Below are 18,322 nucleotides of genomic sequence, written 5' to 3' on the forward strand. Positions count from 1 at the left end.
CGGAAGTAGTCACGTCAGAACAGGAAGGGGGTGGGAACAATAGCAACTACATCAGTTACGGTACCGTTTGAGGCAAGGGATATGATAACCGGCGCTGTCCGAAATATGCGGCGTATGCTCCAGGGCGCTCACGATGATCTGATGAATTTTCGCCGGGCATCGGGCAACATGTTTGATGATTTTGTATCCGGTAGCCGCCGGGCGAGGGAATCTGCGGACGATCTAGGTAGACGGATTAATGGCGCGTCCGATGAAGTACGGCGTATGAATCAGATCCAACTCGATGATATTTTTCGTCGTGCGCGTGCTGGAGCTGATGATCTTCGGCATTCCGCTGACAGGGCAGATTCGGAAATACGCAGTATCCGGGACGCTCATGTGAAATTGCGTGCTGAGGATGCCATAAGTCCAGTTGTCGACAATATCTCTGACAAGATTTCTGCTTTGGCAGCATTAGCGGGGGGAATCATGCTCGGTAGCGGCGTGGGTGACTCTATGTTTGGGGGCGTGTCCGACTACAGCCGTGAGGCGGCGCGAAGTGCGGCTTACATGCCAGAAAACTTTCGTCAGCAGAGCCTTAGTACGGTAGATGACTTGGTTAGAAAGGCCATTATTCCAGATCGAGTAGAAGGCACCCGACAACTTGCTGATGCAGCTCCTTTAGTACAGGACAAATCCAAGATGAGTGACTTCGTAAGTGCGTCTGCTAAAATCCAGTACATCCGCCCAGATGCCGGAGCTGAGGAAGTACAGCGGGCGCTGTCTCAAGCGTCGAATAGCTTTAAAGAATCCTACAGTCAAGTGGCAGATTCAATGATGTACGCCTATAAGGAAGTGGGCGACAAACAACAAGATCTGTTCGATACGTTCTGGGAATACAGCCCGTATTTCTCCAGCAGCGGCACCGACTCAGAGCAAATGAGTAATTTTCTAACACAGACGGTGAAGGGTGGAGCCTTCAACTTCGACAAGCCAGCCGATTTTTTCAAAGAGACGTTTGGCGTCAAAGCGCTGAATACAGGTGATATGGCGAATTACTTTATCAGTCGTGGGGCAGGGAAGGATGAGGCCCAACGTCAGGCGTCATCTTTTACGGATGATATCAATTCAGGTGACAAACAGCGTGCGCAGGGAGCCATTGCGGCATTGGTTGGGGATTTGGCTAGTCAAACGCGGAGCCAGCTAAAACAATCCCTTGTCACTTTGGGTTCCGGTGCTGGTGAGGACAATGCTGATTCTATCCTGAAGACGTTCGGCACGGCTTTTCAAAAGGCTCCAGACATGAAGGGAACGACTGATAATTTGCTTCGTAAGCAACAGGCAGCGGACCCAATGACGGAAATGAAGCAAACTCGTGCTGAAATGAGCTTGCAAATGCAAGAGATTGGAAGCAATATTGCTCAAGCAGCTCTTCCAGCTATGAAGGAATTTAACGCCTTACTGGTGCAGAATAAGGACAACATTCAGGCACTTGGTACGGGGATAACCAGTGCGATAACCGGAGCGACCAGCTTCTATAAAGATCATTTTAGAGCCATAAACACTGCCTTAATGGGGTTGGCAGCTGTACTGGTAGCTAAGAAATTATGGGCCTTTGCACAAGGTGTAAAGAAGTTCAATGATGATCTTTCTACTGCTGCTAAATGGGTAGGAGAGAAGGGGAGAGCGGGGGCAAATGCCACAGGCAGGGGAGTCAAAGCTGGTTGGAATTGGATTCGACGGAAACCTCCAGAACCTCCAACTCCACCGCCTGAAGAAACCCCGGCCCAACGTGCTGCCCGAATACGGGAGCGAATGGGCGGTCGCGGTGTCAGACGACAATTGTCTGGGAACCGTAACCCTGCTGATGATCGTATTGGCGGTTTACGCTCTGTCGCTTCCATGACTGTTAACGCCACAAAAGTCTATATAAATGGCTCTGTGTCCGATGGTGGAGATGGCGGGGCAGGTGATGGCGGTGGCGATGGTGGCGACCGTGACAGAGATCGCAACCGTAGACGGAACCGACGTGGAGGGCGTAGGGGAGCAGGAGGCGGTAGACGTCGCATACGTATTAATGGACCTCGTCCTACTCCACCAAATCCACCAAACCCGAACCCAAGCCCAAGGGGATCGCGTGACAATCCTTATCGTATTCGTCGTCCTGCTCCACCAAATCCACCGCCACCACCGAGTCCTCCTTCTGGCGGTGGCCGCTTGAGAGGCTTCCTAAAAGGAGCAAGTAAAGCTGCAAAAGTTGGGGGCGTTGTTGGAACAGTGGCGAGCGTAGCGGCCGGCGCATATGACCTCTACCAAGCCTCTAAGGAAAAGGGGGTACGCGAGGCTGTATCTACTCAGGGCGGTGCTATGGTTGGCGGTGTAGCTGGCGGTGCTATTGGCGGGGCTTTTGGGTCTGTTCTTGGGCCGCTCGGTACGATGGCAGGTGCATACATCGGGAATATCGTGGGGGAGAAGATCGGTAGATTTGCTGACGAAAGTGGACTGACTCGTAAAGTGGTGGACGGTGCAGTAGGTATTTTCAATTCTGCTAAGGATACCTGGAGCGGTGTTAAAAACTGGTTTACTGGAGACAAGAAGGAAGAGAAGCCCGGCCCCCCTCCTGAAGCAAAAATTACGATCAACAATCTGACTGAGCAGAAGCAGAAGCGTCTTCAGCAGATTGGCGACGATGTGCGCAAAAGCATAGTCGATAAAGGTCTTAAAGAGGGACTGAAAACTGTTGCTGAACAGCCAGAAGTCAAGCAACGCCTTAATGCGCTTAAAAATACATTCGGCGCTGTTTGGAAAATGGGTGACAGCAGCAAAGCCCAGAAGAGTATTAAAGATGTAGGAACCGCTTCTAAGAGCAGCGCGGATGAGGTGGCAAAAGGGGTAGCAAAAAATAAACAAAGTTTTAATAGTGTCAGCGCTGCGGCGAAATCGGCTGTTGATAAGACGAGGCAGTATCTGTTCTCACTTAAAAACGTATCGAGCCAGGGCAATAGCTGGGGAAGTGATCTTATATCCCATTTTATTGCTGGTATGCGCGGCCAGTTCCCCACGTTATCTTCCGTTGTCAGCAGCGTTGCTGTAACCTTGAAAAAATTAAAGGATGCGAAAGATGCCAATTCTGGAGGTGGTGGAGGCGGTGGTACTACACCGAAACCCAAGCCACGTCCATATGCTCAAGGTGGTTATATTACCCGTCCGCATGTTGGATTAGTTGGTGAAGCTGGACCGGAGATGATTATTCCGTTATCGGCCAGCCGACGAGATCGTGGCCGCGAGCTGTGGGAACGTGCTGGAATAATCATGGGTGTACGTCCATATGCCAACGGAGGACAAGTCGGCCGGCCAAGCTTGATTGGTACGGCTAGCATGATGCCAATGGCTCAGACGCTTGCTCAGCCTGCCCCTGCCGCGCCGATGTCTGTTTCAATAGGTAACATCAATATTGATTTCGGAGAGATGGCAAAGGGCATTAGTAATTTTGCCGAGTTCGCACAGATGCTCACCAGCCCTCAAGGTCGTGCGTTGATCCGTAAAGTGTTTGGTGAAGAAATGATGAAAGTATTGGAGACTGGAGGGTAAGCCATGTTGGCACTATCGCAAGGCAAAATCCGCCTTACTTTTCCCATCACACCGGCAGAGATTCAAATAACCGGAGGCAATGAAGTTGAAACCTTCACTGTCATAACTGGTCAGGAACGCACAGGGAAACCCGTCTCGAAGGTGAAACGGGTTTCTTTTTCTGCTATCCTTCCACGCTATTGGGAAGAAATTTGGGAAACGGATAGCAAGCAGACGGTCACGTATAAAACACCAGAAGTAACGTGGAAGCTGTTGGAGCAATGGAAAGGTAAACCCGTTGTACTTAACTTTGAGAATTTGTTTAGCCAAACGATGCTCCTGGAGGGGATGGATCAGACGTACAAGGACGGACAGGGAAATCTTCACGGTAACTATTCATTTGTGGAGTACAAGCCTGTTAAAATCGTCTCTTACTCCAACTCTAAGCAGGTTCTCAAGCCAGGTACGGTTATTACCAAATCGTCCAAAAGCCGCCCTAATACTACGGGCAAAAAGGACAAAAAAAATGATAAGAAAAAAGATGATAAAAAAAAGAAGGCAAAGGATAAAAGCAAAAAGGCCAAGGAGGACCCGAACGCTAGGGGCGCTTTTGACTATACCGGTTCCAAAAAGCGAATATCAGACAAGGTTTCCAAGGCGAAAGGGAAGTGATGCATTATGGACGGCTTTGCTGTTGTATATGGCAAGGAGAACGCCCGGCAGATGCTAACGGATGGCATAGAGGAAGTGTCCTGGTCCTCTGGCCGCGATGAGATTGCCCGCAGCGCTACGGTGCGGCTTCGCAATGCAAGCAATATTAAGGTAGCTGGTATGCTGATGTGCTTTTCGCAAAAGGTTGGTGGTGCATTATATCATCACAAAAACCAATTTTTTCACGGACCTATTATTAAATATGAGCAGGACGAATTTACAAACGCTTGGGAAATTGAGGTGCGGGAGATCGGCTGGTATTTGAGCAAGAACAAGGGTACGAGGCCATACCTTAAAGGCGAGGCCGGAGCGGAGCTGCAACGATACATCAAGAGCACGGGCATTGACTTCCGCTGCCCAGCTTTGGGCTTCAGCTTGGACGAGCGATATGGGACGATGGCCCATTCGGAAATTATCCTCGACGTATTGCAAAAGGCATATGAGCGTAGCGGCTACCGTTATTATGTAGACCTTGTAAGGACGGAAAAGAGCTTTTATCTGCAGGTGATGCGCGAAGGGACCAATACCAAGGTCCCTATTTTTGTTCCCGAGCAAATGACCTCCAGCACAGCAGGATACAGCATCGAGGAAACCTATACAGTCGTAACCGCGCAGAAATGGAAGGATGATAAGATCGCTTCCGCTGTTACCAAAACGGCAGCAGGTGCGGTGAAGGCGATGGGCCGAATGGAAGAAATCATTGAAGTCGGTGAGGACGAAAAGCCGGAGACCATCGCCACGCAGCGGCTGAAAGTTTTGTCTGCTGCTAAACAGATCAAGAAGATTACAGTTCGGCACACGGACCATACGTTATCCGGCTTGCGCTCTGGCTGGCTCGTACTCACCAAGACGGATCATACCTCTAAATGGATTGTCGTTACTGCGGATAGTAGTTATAAAAAAGGAACGTACACAGTTACGTTGGAGCTGGAAAGGAGGGAATAGTATGCTTCAAGATGCAGTCAGGAAGCTGCGGGAAATGACCAAAGACCACATCGACGCGCGAGACACAGAGAGAGCTACTCTGCTGAGTTGGCCCGGAAGCCCGTCAATAGAGGTGGATGGTGACCCGGCTCCCTATCCAGCGGACAAGCTAGTCTTTGCTGACTATCTGTTAGACCGGGAAGTCAAAGCCGATTTCATAGCTAATGAATATCTGGAGGGTGATGAAGTCAAAGGCAGTGTCACAGGCGTATTGGCTAACGGGGTGGTATACGAGACAGGGGAGCCTTACAAACAGGCCCCACGCAGCTCATTACGTGGCAAGTTGGTTATTCCCAGCCCTTTGCAGGTCGGTGATCGGCTGATTGTCTCCAGGCTGAGCGGACAGCGGTACTACGTCCACGGGAAGGATGTGGGCGTTGGTGGCTGACGATGAAACGTTATTTCCGGATATAGACTTTTCCACATTGGACGAGGTGGAGCTGACCGAAACCGTAGCATCTGAAACCAAATGGACGTACGTGATCGACTATCGCACGCGGCAGATGGCAACCACCGACGACGGGCGTCCCAAAAAAACGGCTACGTATGGTGAATACCTTGTGCAGACGGCGCTAAAAATCCTGAACACCGAGCGATTTCAATATGTGGTGTATGACGCTGATATCGGTGTCGAACGATCTGAATGGGCCAATTGGGAGGACGTTGAAATAAAACGCGACATTGAGGAAGCTTTGGCAGCTCATACGGAAATCTCTCAAGCTGAGGTATTGTCGATGGAGCGGAACGGCCAGAACATGTATTTGCGAATTAAATTAACCGGGCTGGCCGGAGAAGTAGAATTGGAGGAGGCGATTGAATTGTGAATGTGAAATTAACAGACCTTCCTGCACTGCCACCGATGGCAATTTTGGAGGAAACCCCAGAGGAAGTTTACCGCCGATGGGTCAACCGGGCGATTACATTGGCACAAGAACGCGGTCTACCTCCACCCCCGACGGATCCGGGAGAGTTATTTTATGATCTGTGGTATCCCATCGCTATGGAATACGCTGAACAGCAGGAGTTGTTAACATATGCCTTTCTCCAAGCCTTCCCCATTTGGGCAGACAGTGAGTATTTAGATGGTCACGGATGGTCGGATGGTATGCCTCGGAAGGTGGGGGAGGACGACGACACGTACCGATTGCGAATGCTTGAGCGTGCGTTTACTGAGGAAGGCAGCGGGCGTCGAAAGGACTATGAGACATGGGCAAAGGAGCTGGAGGGCGTTGGCGGTGCTGTTGCCATTGAAAAGGAGCGGCACGATAACAGCATCGATTTGTATCTCACTGACCTTCAAGGACAGCCGATCACGGAAGAGTTCGCCGCTAAAGTTAAGACGGATATGTGGGAAACCAAGCGGATTGCCGGGCATGATCTGGCTGTACATCCTGCCCCAGTATTCACGTTGCAAGTAGCTGCGAAACTAAATACGGTTCTTCCGCTTCCAGAATTGGTGGAGCCCATTAGGAAGCGAATAGCCGACTACGCCATTGGTAGAACAAAGCTGGTATTTAATTACGTTGGTGCTGCTTTGCTGGTCAAGGGAGTGGAGGATTACGAAAGCCTTACGCTTAATGGAGCCATCGAAGACATTGAGGTTCCGACCACGTCTGTTTTGAAAATTGAGGTGACCCTGACATGATACCTCTGCGCTATCGGGAAATGCTGCCGCCGTACATGTATGAGATCGACATGGCCGAGCGGCATTTTGACGTTATGGAGTTGGAAATAAACGATCGGGAAAAGTCGATTGACGATCTGGGAAATCAGTTCGTTTTAAAGACTGCTACTTGGGCATTGCCTATTTGGGAGTGGATATATTTCCACCAGGAGCAGATTGGGAACTTAGAACAGCGCCGTGACGCGATACGTCGTAAGCGTTGGGCCAAGCGACCTTTTACACTGCCGGTACTGCGACTGATTGGTGGGAAGTACGGTAATCTGTTGGACATACAAGAGGATTTTCTAAAGAAGACGATCTTGTTTGTGTATGGTATCGACACACAGTTAAACGTTAAAGGCCTGATGGAAGACTTTGAGTACATTCGGCCTGTTCATATTAACAAAGCGCAGCCTACTTTTCGTATTGACGTTCACCACAAATTCGGAATTAAAACACGTATTAGGTTCCATTCCCGCGTAGGTTTTTTCGGTGGCAAACCGTGGTATCTAGATGGAACAAAATTACTGGATGGGTCCGCTTCGCTTTCCGGTTGGACTGGCGAACGGCAGCGCAAACGAAACCGATTGGAGCTGAAGGTCAGCAATCCAATTACGAACCGACAAGAGGGAATTTTAAAAGTCCGCAAAAATTATTGGGTGCTTGATGGTCAGAACTTGCTTGATGGTAGCCACTCACTGAGCTCAACAGAGACGATTTTACATGTATAGGAGGACATTATGGCAGAACAAGTATTAACGGTGACAACGGTCTATGCGAGAGAACAGATGGCCCAAGCGCGAGCCGAAGGCGGCACGTTGACTAAAGTGGTCAAAATGGCATTTGGCAGCGGTGGGGTTGATACAGAGGGCAAGCCTTTGCCTTTGGATGGCACAGAGCAAGTATTAAAAGCGGAACTGATTCAAAAGGATATCTCGGGCCACGAATTTATCGCCCCAGCAACGATCCGTTATGTCTGTTCTCTTGCAGAAACAGAGCTTGCCGGAAAAACGATCAATGAGCTTGCCCTGGTAGATTCGGCGGGGAAATTCACGGCGGTTCGCACCATGACCAATAAAATCAAAGACGGCGACATAGAGTTTGTCTTCGAGATTGATGATATCTATTAAGGAAGGTGAGAGAACATGGCTATTCAGCAACCCCGCCGCTTTGTTACAACTGATCAGGGTCATGCAGATGTTTTTAACAAACCAATTGATACGCTTTATGAGAATGACCAAGAGTTATCTAAGCAAATTTCCGATGTCAAAACGTATGTTAACGAGGCTATAAAAGAGGCAAAAGTACCGGACGCCAGCACTACAGAAAAAGGCGTTGTTCGGATGAGTGAAGACTATAAATCACAGTCTCGTTTAACAGTACCGGCCTCTAAGGCGCTTTTTGACCTGTACAGTATTTTGTTGGTGGATAGGGGGAATATATTTCAAGCCGACTTTAACTTGGCTTTGGGGATAGGGATTTGGCGGGTCGATAAGCCTTCCCTTGATCCTGCAACTGACCATAGCCCACCGGGAGCATTCCCAAAGGGGAACCTATACGTTACGGGATCGGTTACTGGTGCTTCGGCGGCACACAAACACGAGTATGTGGACGATAATGGCGGAATATTCACACGCGTTAGAAGGCCTGATGGTTCTTGGTCGAACTGGAGCGCGAAAAACGGAGGTAGCAATATGGCTTTAGTAGCGAGTAACAACGTCAAATTTTCACAGACCGAGACGTATGCACAGCAAGTCGCTTCTGGTGGAGGTTCCGCTAATATTACGGGTAGAATGCTTGTATTTAAGTTCATTCCTAAGGCATTAGGTGAACTTCGCATATACTGGGAAGGCCTAGTTGAACTTGTATCAGGCACTATCCCTACTGATAACAACAGCAACTGGGGAATTACGGTAGGTGCATTAGGTTCTAACACTTGGAGTGCAGGAGATAACAGTGATTATGTAGAATACGCCGTACAGCGTACTGTGTTTAATTATCGAGATGCAATAGGGACTGTCAGGGATTATAATACGTCTTCAAATGTGGTTTCTACTGCAGCAAAGCCCGGATTTAATTCTTGGTTTGGAAGTGAAGGTGTGGTGCGTGTAACTACTCCTGGCCCTGTGTATCTCGCCTTTTATATCTATGCCGCGAATTATCAGTCTCCTGCTTTCACTATGAAGGGCAGCATTCGTAATATTCAAGTATGCTACGACGAGGTGACCCCATGATCAGAGTCGTATATTTGCATGACGACGGTGTTGTATGGGGCTGGAATGAGTATGTTGAATCTGTTGAGGATATTCCATATAAGTACGTACAGGTAGACGAGTTGCCTGAGGTTGTGTGGAATACTCCAGCGGGTAAACGAGTCCGTTACACTGACGACAAGAAGTTTGCCCTTGAGGACATGCCCGTATCTCAAGAAGTTGAAACGCCAAGCGAATTGGACAAGCTTAAAACTCGGCTAGAGAAGGCCGAAGCCGAGAATGCTGCATTGAAACAGGCTGATCTGGACAATAAAGAAGCCATAGCCGGGCTTATCCAGCTCGTTATGGAACAAAGCAATGTTACGTAGAATCCGGGAGCGGGTTCTATTTTTTATTCTCATGCAGCTCATGAGGGGAGGTGATAGCATGAATGAACAGATTAAAAAAGCTTTTGCGACGACACTTGTACATCTTATCCTTGCTGGCCGACGTGAAATTGAGGACGTGCCAGTAGCATTGCGAGACTTGGTTAAAGCTGACTTGGGCATTACTGAGCCTACGCAAGTGGCTCCAGCAGTTGAACAAACAACAGAACAAGAAGCGTAAGCGGCGTATCCAATCGGATGCGCTATTTTTTTGCCCCCGGTAAGTGGTCGGGGGCTTTATTTTTACAGGTTAGGCAGAGAGTCCTGACCACGGAGACGGGGGAAGCAAGTGGACAAGTCGGAGGTTTATAAATTAATTGCCGCCTTTGGGGGGAGCGCGATAACGTATTTTTTTGGAGGGTGGTCATTTGCTTTAGCTGCGCTCCTTACATTTACAATATTTGATTATGCTACGGGGCTGCTTGCAGCGTGGACGGAGGGCAAAAAAGGAACGGGTCCAGGTCTAAAGAGCAAGATTGGTCTTATCGGTATTTCACGTAAGGTTTTTATCTTTGCAATGGTAGCCGTGGGTCATATTGTAGACGGTATTATGGGGGATAGCCATTTGTTTCGAGACACGGTGGCTTACTTCTATTTGGCTAACGAACTACTTTCAATCATCGAAAACGGTGGTAGGATGGGTGCCCCAATTCCACCAGTGATCCGGCAGGCGGTTGAAGTGCTAAAGAGTAAAGGCGGCAACCAAGGAGGGGGTAGTAAGCATGCTGACGTTGGAACAACTAAAGAAAAAATCTGATAAACGCTTGATCGGACTAGATTCGGTTTTCAAGCTTGTTATAGAAAAATTAATTGAGCGATGTTATGCCCGTGGTGTTTGGATTGTGATAACTCAAGGCTTACGAACTTATGCGGAGCAGGATGATTTGTATGCTCAAGGCCGTACGAAGCCGGGGAAAGTGGTCACAGATGCCCGGGGCGGATACAGCAATCATAATTTCGGATTCGCTGCTGATTTTGCATTGTTGCTTCGGGATGGCCGTACGGTGTCCTGGGACACATTGAAAGATGATGATAAGGACTCGCTGCCTGATTGGAGTGAAGTGGTTGAGGAAGCAAAAAAACTCGGGCTTGAGTGGGGTGGCGATTGGCGCAGCTTTAAGGACATGCCTCACCTGCAAATGGTCTTCGGAATCACGACTGCTCAATTCCGGGCAGGTAAGCGTCCGAGCCAGACGCAACTCAACACAACGTTGGCGAAGATTAATTCACTTAAAATGGAGGATGGACCTATGACAGCAGAAGAAAAAGCAGCGTTTAAGGCATTGCAAAACACTGTACAGAAGCAAGCTGACCGTATCAAGACATTGGAGAGAGCAGCTAAACAGCCTAAAGTACCCGCGTGGGCTGAGCAAGCCTGCATCAACGCCAAGGCTGTAGGGGCAATGGACACAGCAAATGACGGTAGCTTTGACTTTTACCGTATGGTCACGATGCTTGACCGAGCCGGAGTATTCAAAAGGGGAGTTGTCGCACAATGACAGATTGGAAACGTAAATTATCCAGTCGTAAGTTTTGGGCGTTGCTGGCCGCACTTATAACGAGCTTGCTTACTGCGATTGGGGCAAACAATGACACTGTTATTCAAGTAACTGGCGTTATCGGTGCATTCGGTGCAGTGATTGCTTACATTCTGGCCGAGGCTTATGTGGATGGTAAGTCGGCTGACAGTCCAACTACAGATAATGAGGAATAATCACAAGCGTTTGGAAATACGAAACACCCTGCTGGCTTATGCCGGTGGGGTGCTTTTTTTTTTGTTTACAGGAGTACCCTTATGACAAACGTAGCCTTTCCACACGATTTGCAAAAAAAGATATTGACAATTGGTTAATTGCTGGGCAAAAATAGTAAATGATTATAAAATACTGGAATTTTTATGCGAGGGGTGGCTATGGCATGGAACATACACCTACGATTCGAGCAGAATTAGACAGATTCCTACAACAAGAGGGTTTGAGCTTTTCACAATTTGGTCATATTGCGGATATGAATAGGGGAGCAGTAAGTGCTATTGTAACAGGAAATAAGCCTTTGTCTATTAAACAACTGGATCGAATTACTGAGGCTATGGGTTTGCCAGAAGGCCATTTTTACGACTTGTTCGTAGAAAACTACATCATCGACCACCCTCCAAATATGAGGCGAATTGAGCCATTTTTGTTTCGATGTGCGGAGTTGGACAAGATGGATGCGATCCGTCGAGTTGTTGGAGCTATCATGGACAATCTACTGTATTCGCCCAAGCTATTTGAAATTGCAGAAGGGTTGTTGGCGCAGGGACGACATGAGGCTGCGTTGGTGCTCTATGAGGGGGTAGCTGAAGCGGAAAAATATCAACATTCTGAGCGTTTGGCAGTCTGTCAATATCGTATATTTACGATTCAGATTGGAGACGATCAAAGCCAGAATCTCAAGGCTGCAACACTATTTGAACCCTTCGTGGAACGTCTGGATGAAATAGACCAGCTTGACGCATTGAAGGATTTGGCAAACGTGTACAGGTCTTTGCGTAAATGGGACAAGGTAGACGAAATGGCAAGGCAAATGAGAACTAAAGCGGAAATCCAGTATAGTTTAAAACACCAAGAAAAACGTGAGTTACGAGATATTGAAAAGAGAACAAGAGGGCCGCTATTTGGATACATTGCTTATGCTGACTTATTGTGTGCAGGTGTCTACGAAACCCAAGGCGATTACCACCAAGCTCTACAATATACATACGCCTATGCTAATTTAGATTGGGTTAAAGAGACAGACGAAGATACCCAACACTGGATTGGCTTGTTTAAGCATTGGGCAAAAGCTAATATTATTGTCAATAAGCTTTTATCCGGAGATATAAAGGTGCTGCAAGAATATATTGAATACATCGATGCAGCGGAGGATACAACGCAAGAAGATAAGGTCATCCAACTGCTGAATATTATGATAGCGGCTAACCGATATGATATTGATGTTAGTAACATAATTAAACGTTTTGAAGCGGACATTGTATCATTGTCGCAACACTCACCAAGTGATATATATACTCAACAAGTGGTGCCAGATTATTTTGCTTGGTGTGGTTACGAGTTGGCTCATTATTATTTACATAGAAATTCTTACGATGATGGCTTTAAACATTTGATGTATTCAATGGTAAGTTATCATACACTAAATAATGAGACTTATTTCATAAATTGTATGGGGCTGTTTTTACATTTTCGAGAACATGCGACTCCTGAAACCAAAGCAAATTTTTTAAATTTTATTGAAAAGGTGTGGATGAACAATGTTAAAAAAAATGGCACTGTTGATCGTCGCAGCTAGCTTTTTGTTAATTGTTACTGTACCTATTCACTCGCATGGTATAGAGCCTCAAGTACAGCATGGAGGATTTTAAACGTAAGTAAAGCAAATCCCCGCTAACCTTAATTGGTTGGCGGGGATTTTTGTTGAACGATCTGAGGAAACAGTGTGTTTAACGAATCTAAGGACAGTGTATTGAACAGTACCCCTGTCAAAACCTCTCCTTGATAAATTATCATCCCCAAAACTGAAGAATTAATGTGTAGTTAAAAAGCAATTCAGTAAGAGCCTTTTTTTGTCGTTGAAGGAATCAACATACCATTCACCGAATACCTATCCTGAGGTGAACAGCATGAACCATACATATAAGGTGTTAAAGTCGGATATCGAATTATTTGCTGCTGCATTAAGCTAGGTAAAAGTATATGTTGTACAGCGGTTGGGAGAGAATTTGATAGATATTGTGGATTATGGCGGTACAGTGGAGAAGATTATACCGGAATGGCTAGATACATACCTAATCGGTAATCGGACTATGTTCTTGTCCATTTTCGGCAATCGGGACAAGAACTTGTACCGATAAAATAAAAAAGCCGCTAAACAGCGACTTTCAATGGGACCATGTTCCCGGCAACGTGTCATCACGGTTTGAAAATTCATTTTTCACAAATGCTCGCTCAACATTTAATCATTGCCAATAGTTCAGACCGAGCAACCGCATCGTCTTTATACACACCACGGAATGATGAAGTTTTCGTTACAGTTCCACGTTTTCTAATGCCCCTTCCACACATACAGTAATGCTCAGCTTCGATGTATACGGCTACTCCTAGTGGTTTAAGAACTTTATCCAAGGTATCTGCAATTTGTGTTGTCATTCTCTCTTGTAATTGAAATCTGTGTGCATAGGCGTCTACCACTCTGGCTAGCTTGGATAATCCCGTGATGATATTTCCTTGTGGTAGATAGGCAATATGCGCCTTTCCATAAAACGGAGCAAAGTGATGCTCACAAAGAGAATGAAAAGATATATCTTTCACAAGAACTAATTCATCATAAGATACATCGAAAGACTTCTCCAGAAGGGTTTCAGGATTTTCATTATATCCTTCGGTATATTCCATAAACGCTTTAACAACACGATAAGGAGTCTCTTTCAATTCATTTCTACCTGGATTATCACCACATAACCGAATGAGGTCAGTGATGCCAGCCAACGCACTATTAACTTGCTTGACTTCAATGTCGCTAAAACTATGCCCCAGACCAATTGATTTTTTCAGTTCAAGCAAAGATTCCGAATCAAGATTCATCTGGGTTTTCTCCCTCACTAATATCTAGAAAATTCACTCGAAAAATCCCCTGTAAGTGCCATGTGTTTTTTACATCATAGTCTTCTTAAAGGGGATAATTTATATTTTATTTATTAGTCAACATAGAAAGTTAACCTGTATTAAATCAGCGATTATTTCTGAAAGTACTTCGCTCCATTATTAGCGATAATTTCTTTGTACCAATGAAAACTTTTCTTTCTGATTCTACGAAGCGTGCCAGAACCATCATTGTTTTTGTCCACATAGATGTATCCATACCGTTTTTTCATTTCGCCAGTACCGTTACTCACAAGGTCAATCGGTCCCCAACTTGTATAACCAATAATATTAACTCCGTCTTTTATTGCTTCAGCAATCTCTGCAAAGTGAAGGTCCAAATACTCAATGCGGTAATCATCTTCAATGGTATCGTTGTCCAAAAGAGTATCTTGGGCACCAAGTCCGTTTTCAACGATAAACAATGGTTTGTTGTACCTTTCATGTAACTGGTTGCAGGTAATACGCATGCCCTTTGGATCAATTGTCCATCCCCACTCGGAGGTTTCCAAGTAAGGATTAATTACGGAACCAAACACATTTCCATCCGTACAATTCTTCAAAATTTCAGGATCAGCACTGGTACAACGGCTCGAATAATAGCTGAAACCGATGTAATCCACAGTATATGTCTTCAAAATCTCCAAATCTTCAGGCTCAAGCTGTAGCTGAATTCCATTCTCAATGAAAAAGCGTTTGGCATAACCTGGATACTCCCCTTTGGACTGTACATCAATCAAGAAGTATGAATCATGCTCCATTTTCATTACTTCCCAGTAATCTTCCGGATTGCTACTGTATGGATACACATTTCCAGCCGCCAACATACATCCCATCATGGCATTAGGAATGATTTCATGACAAGCCTTGACTGCCAGTGCACTTGCTACAAGTTCATGATGCGCTGCTTGATACAGAACTTGTTGTTTGTCCTCGCCTTCTTCAAAAATAATGCCCGCTCCTGTATAAGGAAGATGCAATAACATATTAATTTCATTGAATGTCATCCAGTATTTCACTTTATTTTTATAGCGTTCAAACAGTGTTTTGGAGTATTTTTCAAATAGTTCAATGATGATTCGGTTTTTCCAGCCGCCATACGTTTTCGCCAAGTTCACGGGTAAATCAAAATGACAAATCGTAACGACAGGCTCAATATTGTACTTCAGAAGTTCATCAAACACGTCATCATAAAATTGCAATCCTGCTTCATTCGGAGTTACATCGTCACCATTGGGAAAGATACGGGCCCAGGAGATCGACATTCGAAATGATTTGAAACCCATTTCAGCAAAAAGCGCGATATCCTCTTTATAACGATGATAAAAATCGATAGCTTCATGCGAAGGATAAAACTCGCCATCCTCGGGTACAAATGAATTTAAGTTGCCAGTCGAAACCTGATTACGTTTGGGCCCCGTCGGCATCAAATCAATGGTCGTCAGTCCCTTACCATCAGCCAGGTAAGCTCCCTCAATTTGATTCGCAGCTGTAGCTCCACCCCACAGAAAATTATCCGGGAATTTAGTGATTTCATTAAACATTTCCACGTACCTCCCTATTTTTTATACATATACTTTGATTAAATGTTCTTTTTCATTAACCATGTCATTTTTGATCCCTACAATGTCGCGATACGTAGACGTATTCGTGACTATAATGGGGGTTACCGTTTCATAGCCGGCATCCAGGATCGCCTGCAAGTCGAACTCTACAATGATATCACCGACCTGAACACGATCACCATCCTTAACAAATGCATTGAAATGCTGACCTTTCAACTGAACCGTATCTTGTCCGATATGAATGAGTATTTCTACCCCGTCATCACTAATGAGACCAATGGCATGTTTAGTACGGTAAATCGTTTGTACAATGCCGTTCACTGGGGATACGACCCGTCCGTTCGTGGGGCGGATGGCTATCCCTTTACCCATATGCTCTCCTGCAAAAGTCTCGTCTTTAATATCTTGGAGTCTAACAACAGTACCGGTCATCGGACTAACAATTTCAAATGGTTGGTCATTCAATTGACTTGTGTTGGGAATCGGTTCTTGTTTGTCACCCATATTTGTTGACATTGTTTCTATTGGATCTTTAAAACCAACAAAATAGGTCAAGACAAACCCAAAAATAAAGGCAGCTGCAGTTGCGATAAGCGACATATAAAAACTAAAATCAATGCCGGCTGCCTTATTTACGAAATTGGGATAGCCAAACACACCGAGGCCCCCAAGAATATAGAATTTTGACCCGGCATATCCCAATAGGCCTCCACCGATCCCTCCGGCAATACAACTCATAATGAATGGTCTTTTTAAAGGCAGGGTCAGGCCATATATAGCAGGCTCCGTGACGCCAAAAATCCCTGAAATGAATGCCGGTACACTCAAAGCTTTTGTTTTTTGATTTTTGGTTTTGATCAGAACCGCTAGAACCGCACCGATTTGCGCAAATGAAGCTCCAAAAGAAAGCGCCATAATCGGATCTGATCCTAGTGTGCCAATATTCAGCAACGCAATGGGAATAATCCCCCAATGAAGTCCAAAAAGAACCAAGACTTGCCACATTGAGCCTATGATTAATCCCGTTAAAATGGGGCTAAATCCGTAAATTTCGGTAGCACCCGCGCCAATTAAATTCCCTGCCCATGTAGAGATCGGACCTATAACCAAAAAAGTGGATGGGACGATAATAAGCATCGTAAAAAAGGGAACCAAGAAAGTTCTTACCACTTGTGGAATAACTCTTTTTAGATACTTTTCTAATTTTGAGGCAGAGAATGAAGCCAGAATTATAGGTATGACAGAGGAGGAATAACTCATCAAAATTACAGGAATACCCAAAAACGTGATATGAATTGGAGATTCAAAAATGGTTCCTCCAAACAAAACGTATTGTAGATTTCCTTCACTTAAACCCGACAACGTCGGATATACGAGAGATGCTCCTATAGCCATTCCAATAAAGGAAGACCCACCGAATTTTTTCATTGCAGTGTACCCTAGAAATACGGGGAAAAAGTAAAACAGACAGTCGCCAGTTGCTTTTAGCAATTGATACGTCCCAGATGTTTCAGTAATCCAACCGAAAGACAAGAACAGTTCATTGAATCCTTTAATCATTCCTGTTGCAGCCAATAGGCCAAGTAATGGCTGAAAAACACCTGAAATCATATCAATAAAACGATTGAAGATGTTTCCTTTGGATGTTTTTTCGTCATTTGAATTTAATGTCTCTTCATCATCTGAAGACCATTTTCCAATTTTAGTTATGGCTTTATGCACATCCGGAACTTCGTTCCCAATAACAACTTGGTATTGCCCCCCACTTTGCATAACCGTAATGACCCCAGACAAACTTTTTAATTCTTCCGTTTTGGCCAATCCTTCGTCCTTCAATTGAAAGCGCAATCGTGTTACACAATGAACAACGCTGGTAACGTTTTCAACACCGCCAACTCCAGACAAAATCTCCTTGGCCAACTGGTCATAATTCATGAGTGCTCTTCCTCTCTGGCTGTGACTTTGCATCAAAAAAAACTGAATAGCTGTCCGGTGCATAGATCTTAGACAACATCACCATGCTGGAAGTTTAGCGATCCAGATATTGCCCTTCGACGGTTTACAATCCTGTAAGGCTGTGTTAGCAATTTTCTATTTGTCACAGGCCTCAAATTTTGTGAAAGTTAGCTGAAGGTACGTCTTTTCTGGCCAGAAATGGTATTGCCTGATTGAACAGTCACAATCCAGTTGATGTACAAGCTCCCTTTGCGGACAATAATAAAACAATCTTTTTTGAAAATGCAAGGTTTTTTTCTCTGGAATTTAACTTGTAGAGAGAAATTCACATGAACATTCTTACATTTCATATATGTAGTAATTTTGGCCCAAATAATTAAAAAATAATTTGGACTTGATTGCTATTTAATCACATTACTTTGTATTTAACTGTTACTGTCGCTTTGACCTACTTTAGATTTCATCCTGATTCTCTCCGAATCAGATTATTGACAAGAACAAACCTTTGCTTTTATACTGATACCGAAAGAACGAAATACTAAAACCCGATGGATGTGGATTTTTCTAGAGAGTCATC

18 protein-coding genes and 1 pseudogene are annotated in these 18,322 nt (G+C 45.4%); 16 read left to right on the forward strand and 3 right to left on the reverse strand.

Annotation, left to right across the window (positions count from 1 at the left end):
• Positions 1-105: 105 nt before the first annotated feature.
• The 16 genes and pseudogenes from NLX78_RS14670 to NLX78_RS14745 all read left to right on the forward strand — a co-directional run bounded on the left by NLX78_RS14670 (position 106) and on the right by NLX78_RS14745 (position 13,437).
• Positions 106-3,570 carry a tail tape measure protein gene (locus NLX78_RS14670; protein ID WP_254350795.1) on the forward strand — a complete coding sequence of 1,155 codons (3,465 nt, stop codon included), beginning with the start codon at positions 106-108 and terminating at the stop codon, positions 3,568-3,570.
• Between the two features lie 3 nt (positions 3,571-3,573).
• On the forward strand, positions 3,574-4,221 hold the full coding sequence (locus NLX78_RS14675; RefSeq protein ID WP_075153661.1) for a hypothetical protein: 648 nt from the start codon (positions 3,574-3,576) through the stop codon (positions 4,219-4,221).
• Positions 4,222-4,227: 6 nt separating this feature from the next.
• A complete protein-coding gene (locus tag NLX78_RS14680) occupies positions 4,228-5,205 on the forward strand; it encodes a hypothetical protein (RefSeq protein ID WP_254350796.1) in 978 nt (325 codons plus the stop codon).
• A 1-nt stretch (position 5,206) separates the two neighbouring features.
• Positions 5,207-5,632, forward strand: a complete 426-nt coding sequence (locus NLX78_RS14685; RefSeq protein ID WP_254350797.1) for a hypothetical protein — start codon at positions 5,207-5,209, stop codon at positions 5,630-5,632.
• On the forward strand, positions 5,625-6,068 hold the full coding sequence (locus NLX78_RS14690; RefSeq protein ID WP_075153664.1) for a DUF2634 domain-containing protein: 444 nt from the start codon (positions 5,625-5,627) through the stop codon (positions 6,066-6,068). The genes NLX78_RS14685 and NLX78_RS14690 overlap by 8 nt, the downstream gene beginning before the upstream one ends.
• Positions 6,065-6,889 carry a baseplate J/gp47 family protein gene (locus NLX78_RS14695; protein ID WP_254350798.1) on the forward strand — a complete coding sequence of 275 codons (825 nt, stop codon included), beginning with the start codon at positions 6,065-6,067 and terminating at the stop codon, positions 6,887-6,889. Before NLX78_RS14690 ends, NLX78_RS14695 begins: the two co-directional genes overlap by 4 nt.
• Positions 6,886-7,638 (forward strand): putative phage tail protein, encoded by a 753-nt coding sequence (locus NLX78_RS14700; RefSeq protein ID WP_254350799.1) that lies wholly within the window; start codon positions 6,886-6,888, stop codon positions 7,636-7,638. The genes NLX78_RS14695 and NLX78_RS14700 overlap by 4 nt, the downstream gene beginning before the upstream one ends.
• Positions 7,639-7,647: 9 nt before the next feature.
• The gene (locus NLX78_RS14705) at positions 7,648-8,037 is read left to right on the forward strand and encodes a phage tail-collar fiber domain-containing protein (RefSeq protein ID WP_241113325.1); all 390 of its coding nucleotides are present in this window, start codon (positions 7,648-7,650) and stop codon (positions 8,035-8,037) included.
• Positions 8,038-8,052: 15 nt separating this feature from the next.
• Positions 8,053-9,141 carry a hypothetical protein gene (locus tag NLX78_RS14710; protein ID WP_254350800.1) on the forward strand — a complete coding sequence of 363 codons (1,089 nt, stop codon included), beginning with the start codon at positions 8,053-8,055 and terminating at the stop codon, positions 9,139-9,141.
• Complete coding sequence (locus NLX78_RS14715) at positions 9,138-9,488, forward strand: hypothetical protein (RefSeq protein WP_254350801.1); 351 nt, start codon at positions 9,138-9,140, stop codon at positions 9,486-9,488. The genes NLX78_RS14710 and NLX78_RS14715 overlap by 4 nt, the downstream gene beginning before the upstream one ends.
• A 58-nt stretch (positions 9,489-9,546) precedes the next feature.
• Positions 9,547-9,726 (forward strand): CD1375 family protein, encoded by a 180-nt coding sequence (locus NLX78_RS14720; protein ID WP_241113322.1) that lies wholly within the window; start codon positions 9,547-9,549, stop codon positions 9,724-9,726.
• A 108-nt stretch (positions 9,727-9,834) separates the two neighbouring features.
• A complete protein-coding gene (locus NLX78_RS14725) occupies positions 9,835-10,302 on the forward strand; it encodes a phage holin family protein (protein WP_254350802.1) in 468 nt (155 codons plus the stop codon).
• Positions 10,268-11,044, forward strand: coding sequence for a M15 family metallopeptidase (locus tag NLX78_RS14730; RefSeq protein WP_254350803.1), 777 nt, complete (start codon positions 10,268-10,270; stop codon positions 11,042-11,044). The genes NLX78_RS14725 and NLX78_RS14730 overlap by 35 nt, the downstream gene beginning before the upstream one ends.
• Entirely contained in the window at positions 11,041-11,259 is a 219-nt protein-coding gene (locus NLX78_RS14735; protein ID WP_254350804.1) for a hypothetical protein, read from the forward strand. The genes NLX78_RS14730 and NLX78_RS14735 overlap by 4 nt, the downstream gene beginning before the upstream one ends.
• A 203-nt stretch (positions 11,260-11,462) precedes the next feature.
• On the forward strand, positions 11,463-12,875 hold the full coding sequence (locus tag NLX78_RS14740; RefSeq protein WP_254350805.1) for a tetratricopeptide repeat protein: 1,413 nt from the start codon (positions 11,463-11,465) through the stop codon (positions 12,873-12,875).
• Between the two features lie 331 nt (positions 12,876-13,206).
• Positions 13,207-13,437, forward strand: a pseudogene (locus tag NLX78_RS14745) (hypothetical protein).
• A 94-nt stretch (positions 13,438-13,531) separates the two neighbouring features.
• Here NLX78_RS14745 and folE read toward each other — a convergent pair.
• The 3 genes from folE to NLX78_RS14760 form a co-directional block, all read right to left on the reverse strand.
• The gene (gene folE, locus NLX78_RS14750; protein ID WP_254350806.1) at positions 13,532-14,167 is read right to left on the reverse strand and encodes a GTP cyclohydrolase I FolE; all 636 of its coding nucleotides are present in this window, start codon (positions 14,165-14,167) and stop codon (positions 13,532-13,534) included.
• Between the two features lie 152 nt (positions 14,168-14,319).
• Positions 14,320-15,768: a 6-phospho-beta-glucosidase gene (locus NLX78_RS14755; protein ID WP_254350807.1), complete on the reverse strand. Its 1,449-nt coding sequence runs from the start codon at positions 15,766-15,768 to the stop codon at positions 14,320-14,322.
• A gap of 21 nt (positions 15,769-15,789) precedes the next feature.
• The gene (locus NLX78_RS14760) at positions 15,790-17,724 is read right to left on the reverse strand and encodes a beta-glucoside-specific PTS transporter subunit IIABC (protein ID WP_254350808.1); all 1,935 of its coding nucleotides are present in this window, start codon (positions 17,722-17,724) and stop codon (positions 15,790-15,792) included.
• Positions 17,725-18,322: the final 598 nt, after the last annotated feature.

The organism is Paenibacillus sp. Lou8.1, from assembly GCF_024213565.1.
Taxonomy (GTDB): domain Bacteria; phylum Bacillota; class Bacilli; order Paenibacillales; family Paenibacillaceae; genus Paenibacillus; species Paenibacillus polymyxa_B.

What these genes read in the sequence shown, in the direction of transcription:
- NLX78_RS14670 (WP_254350795.1), top strand. Translation starts at nt 106, where the DNA reads ATGCGGCGTATGCTCCAGGGCGCTCACGATGATCTGATGAATTTTCGC.
- NLX78_RS14675 (WP_075153661.1), top strand. Translation starts at nt 3,574, where the DNA reads ATGTTGGCACTATCGCAAGGCAAAATCCGCCTTACTTTTCCCATCACA.
- NLX78_RS14680 (WP_254350796.1), top strand. Translation starts at nt 4,228, where the DNA reads ATGGACGGCTTTGCTGTTGTATATGGCAAGGAGAACGCCCGGCAGATG.
- NLX78_RS14685 (WP_254350797.1), top strand. Translation starts at nt 5,207, where the DNA reads ATGCTTCAAGATGCAGTCAGGAAGCTGCGGGAAATGACCAAAGACCAC.
- NLX78_RS14700 (WP_254350799.1), top strand. Translation starts at nt 6,886, where the DNA reads ATGATACCTCTGCGCTATCGGGAAATGCTGCCGCCGTACATGTATGAG.
- NLX78_RS14705 (WP_241113325.1), top strand. Translation starts at nt 7,648, where the DNA reads ATGGCAGAACAAGTATTAACGGTGACAACGGTCTATGCGAGAGAACAG.
- NLX78_RS14710 (WP_254350800.1), top strand. Translation starts at nt 8,053, where the DNA reads ATGGCTATTCAGCAACCCCGCCGCTTTGTTACAACTGATCAGGGTCAT.
- NLX78_RS14715 (WP_254350801.1), top strand. Translation starts at nt 9,138, where the DNA reads ATGATCAGAGTCGTATATTTGCATGACGACGGTGTTGTATGGGGCTGG.
- NLX78_RS14720 (WP_241113322.1), top strand. Translation starts at nt 9,547, where the DNA reads ATGAATGAACAGATTAAAAAAGCTTTTGCGACGACACTTGTACATCTT.
- NLX78_RS14730 (WP_254350803.1), top strand. Translation starts at nt 10,268, where the DNA reads ATGCTGACGTTGGAACAACTAAAGAAAAAATCTGATAAACGCTTGATC.
- NLX78_RS14735 (WP_254350804.1), top strand. Translation starts at nt 11,041, where the DNA reads ATGACAGATTGGAAACGTAAATTATCCAGTCGTAAGTTTTGGGCGTTG.
- NLX78_RS14740 (WP_254350805.1), top strand. Translation starts at nt 11,463, where the DNA reads ATGGAACATACACCTACGATTCGAGCAGAATTAGACAGATTCCTACAA.
- folE (WP_254350806.1), bottom strand. Translation starts at nt 14,167, where the DNA reads ATGAATCTTGATTCGGAATCTTTGCTTGAACTGAAAAAATCAATTGGT.
- NLX78_RS14755 (WP_254350807.1), bottom strand. Translation starts at nt 15,768, where the DNA reads ATGTTTAATGAAATCACTAAATTCCCGGATAATTTTCTGTGGGGTGGA.
- NLX78_RS14760 (WP_254350808.1), bottom strand. Translation starts at nt 17,724, where the DNA reads ATGAATTATGACCAGTTGGCCAAGGAGATTTTGTCTGGAGTTGGCGGT.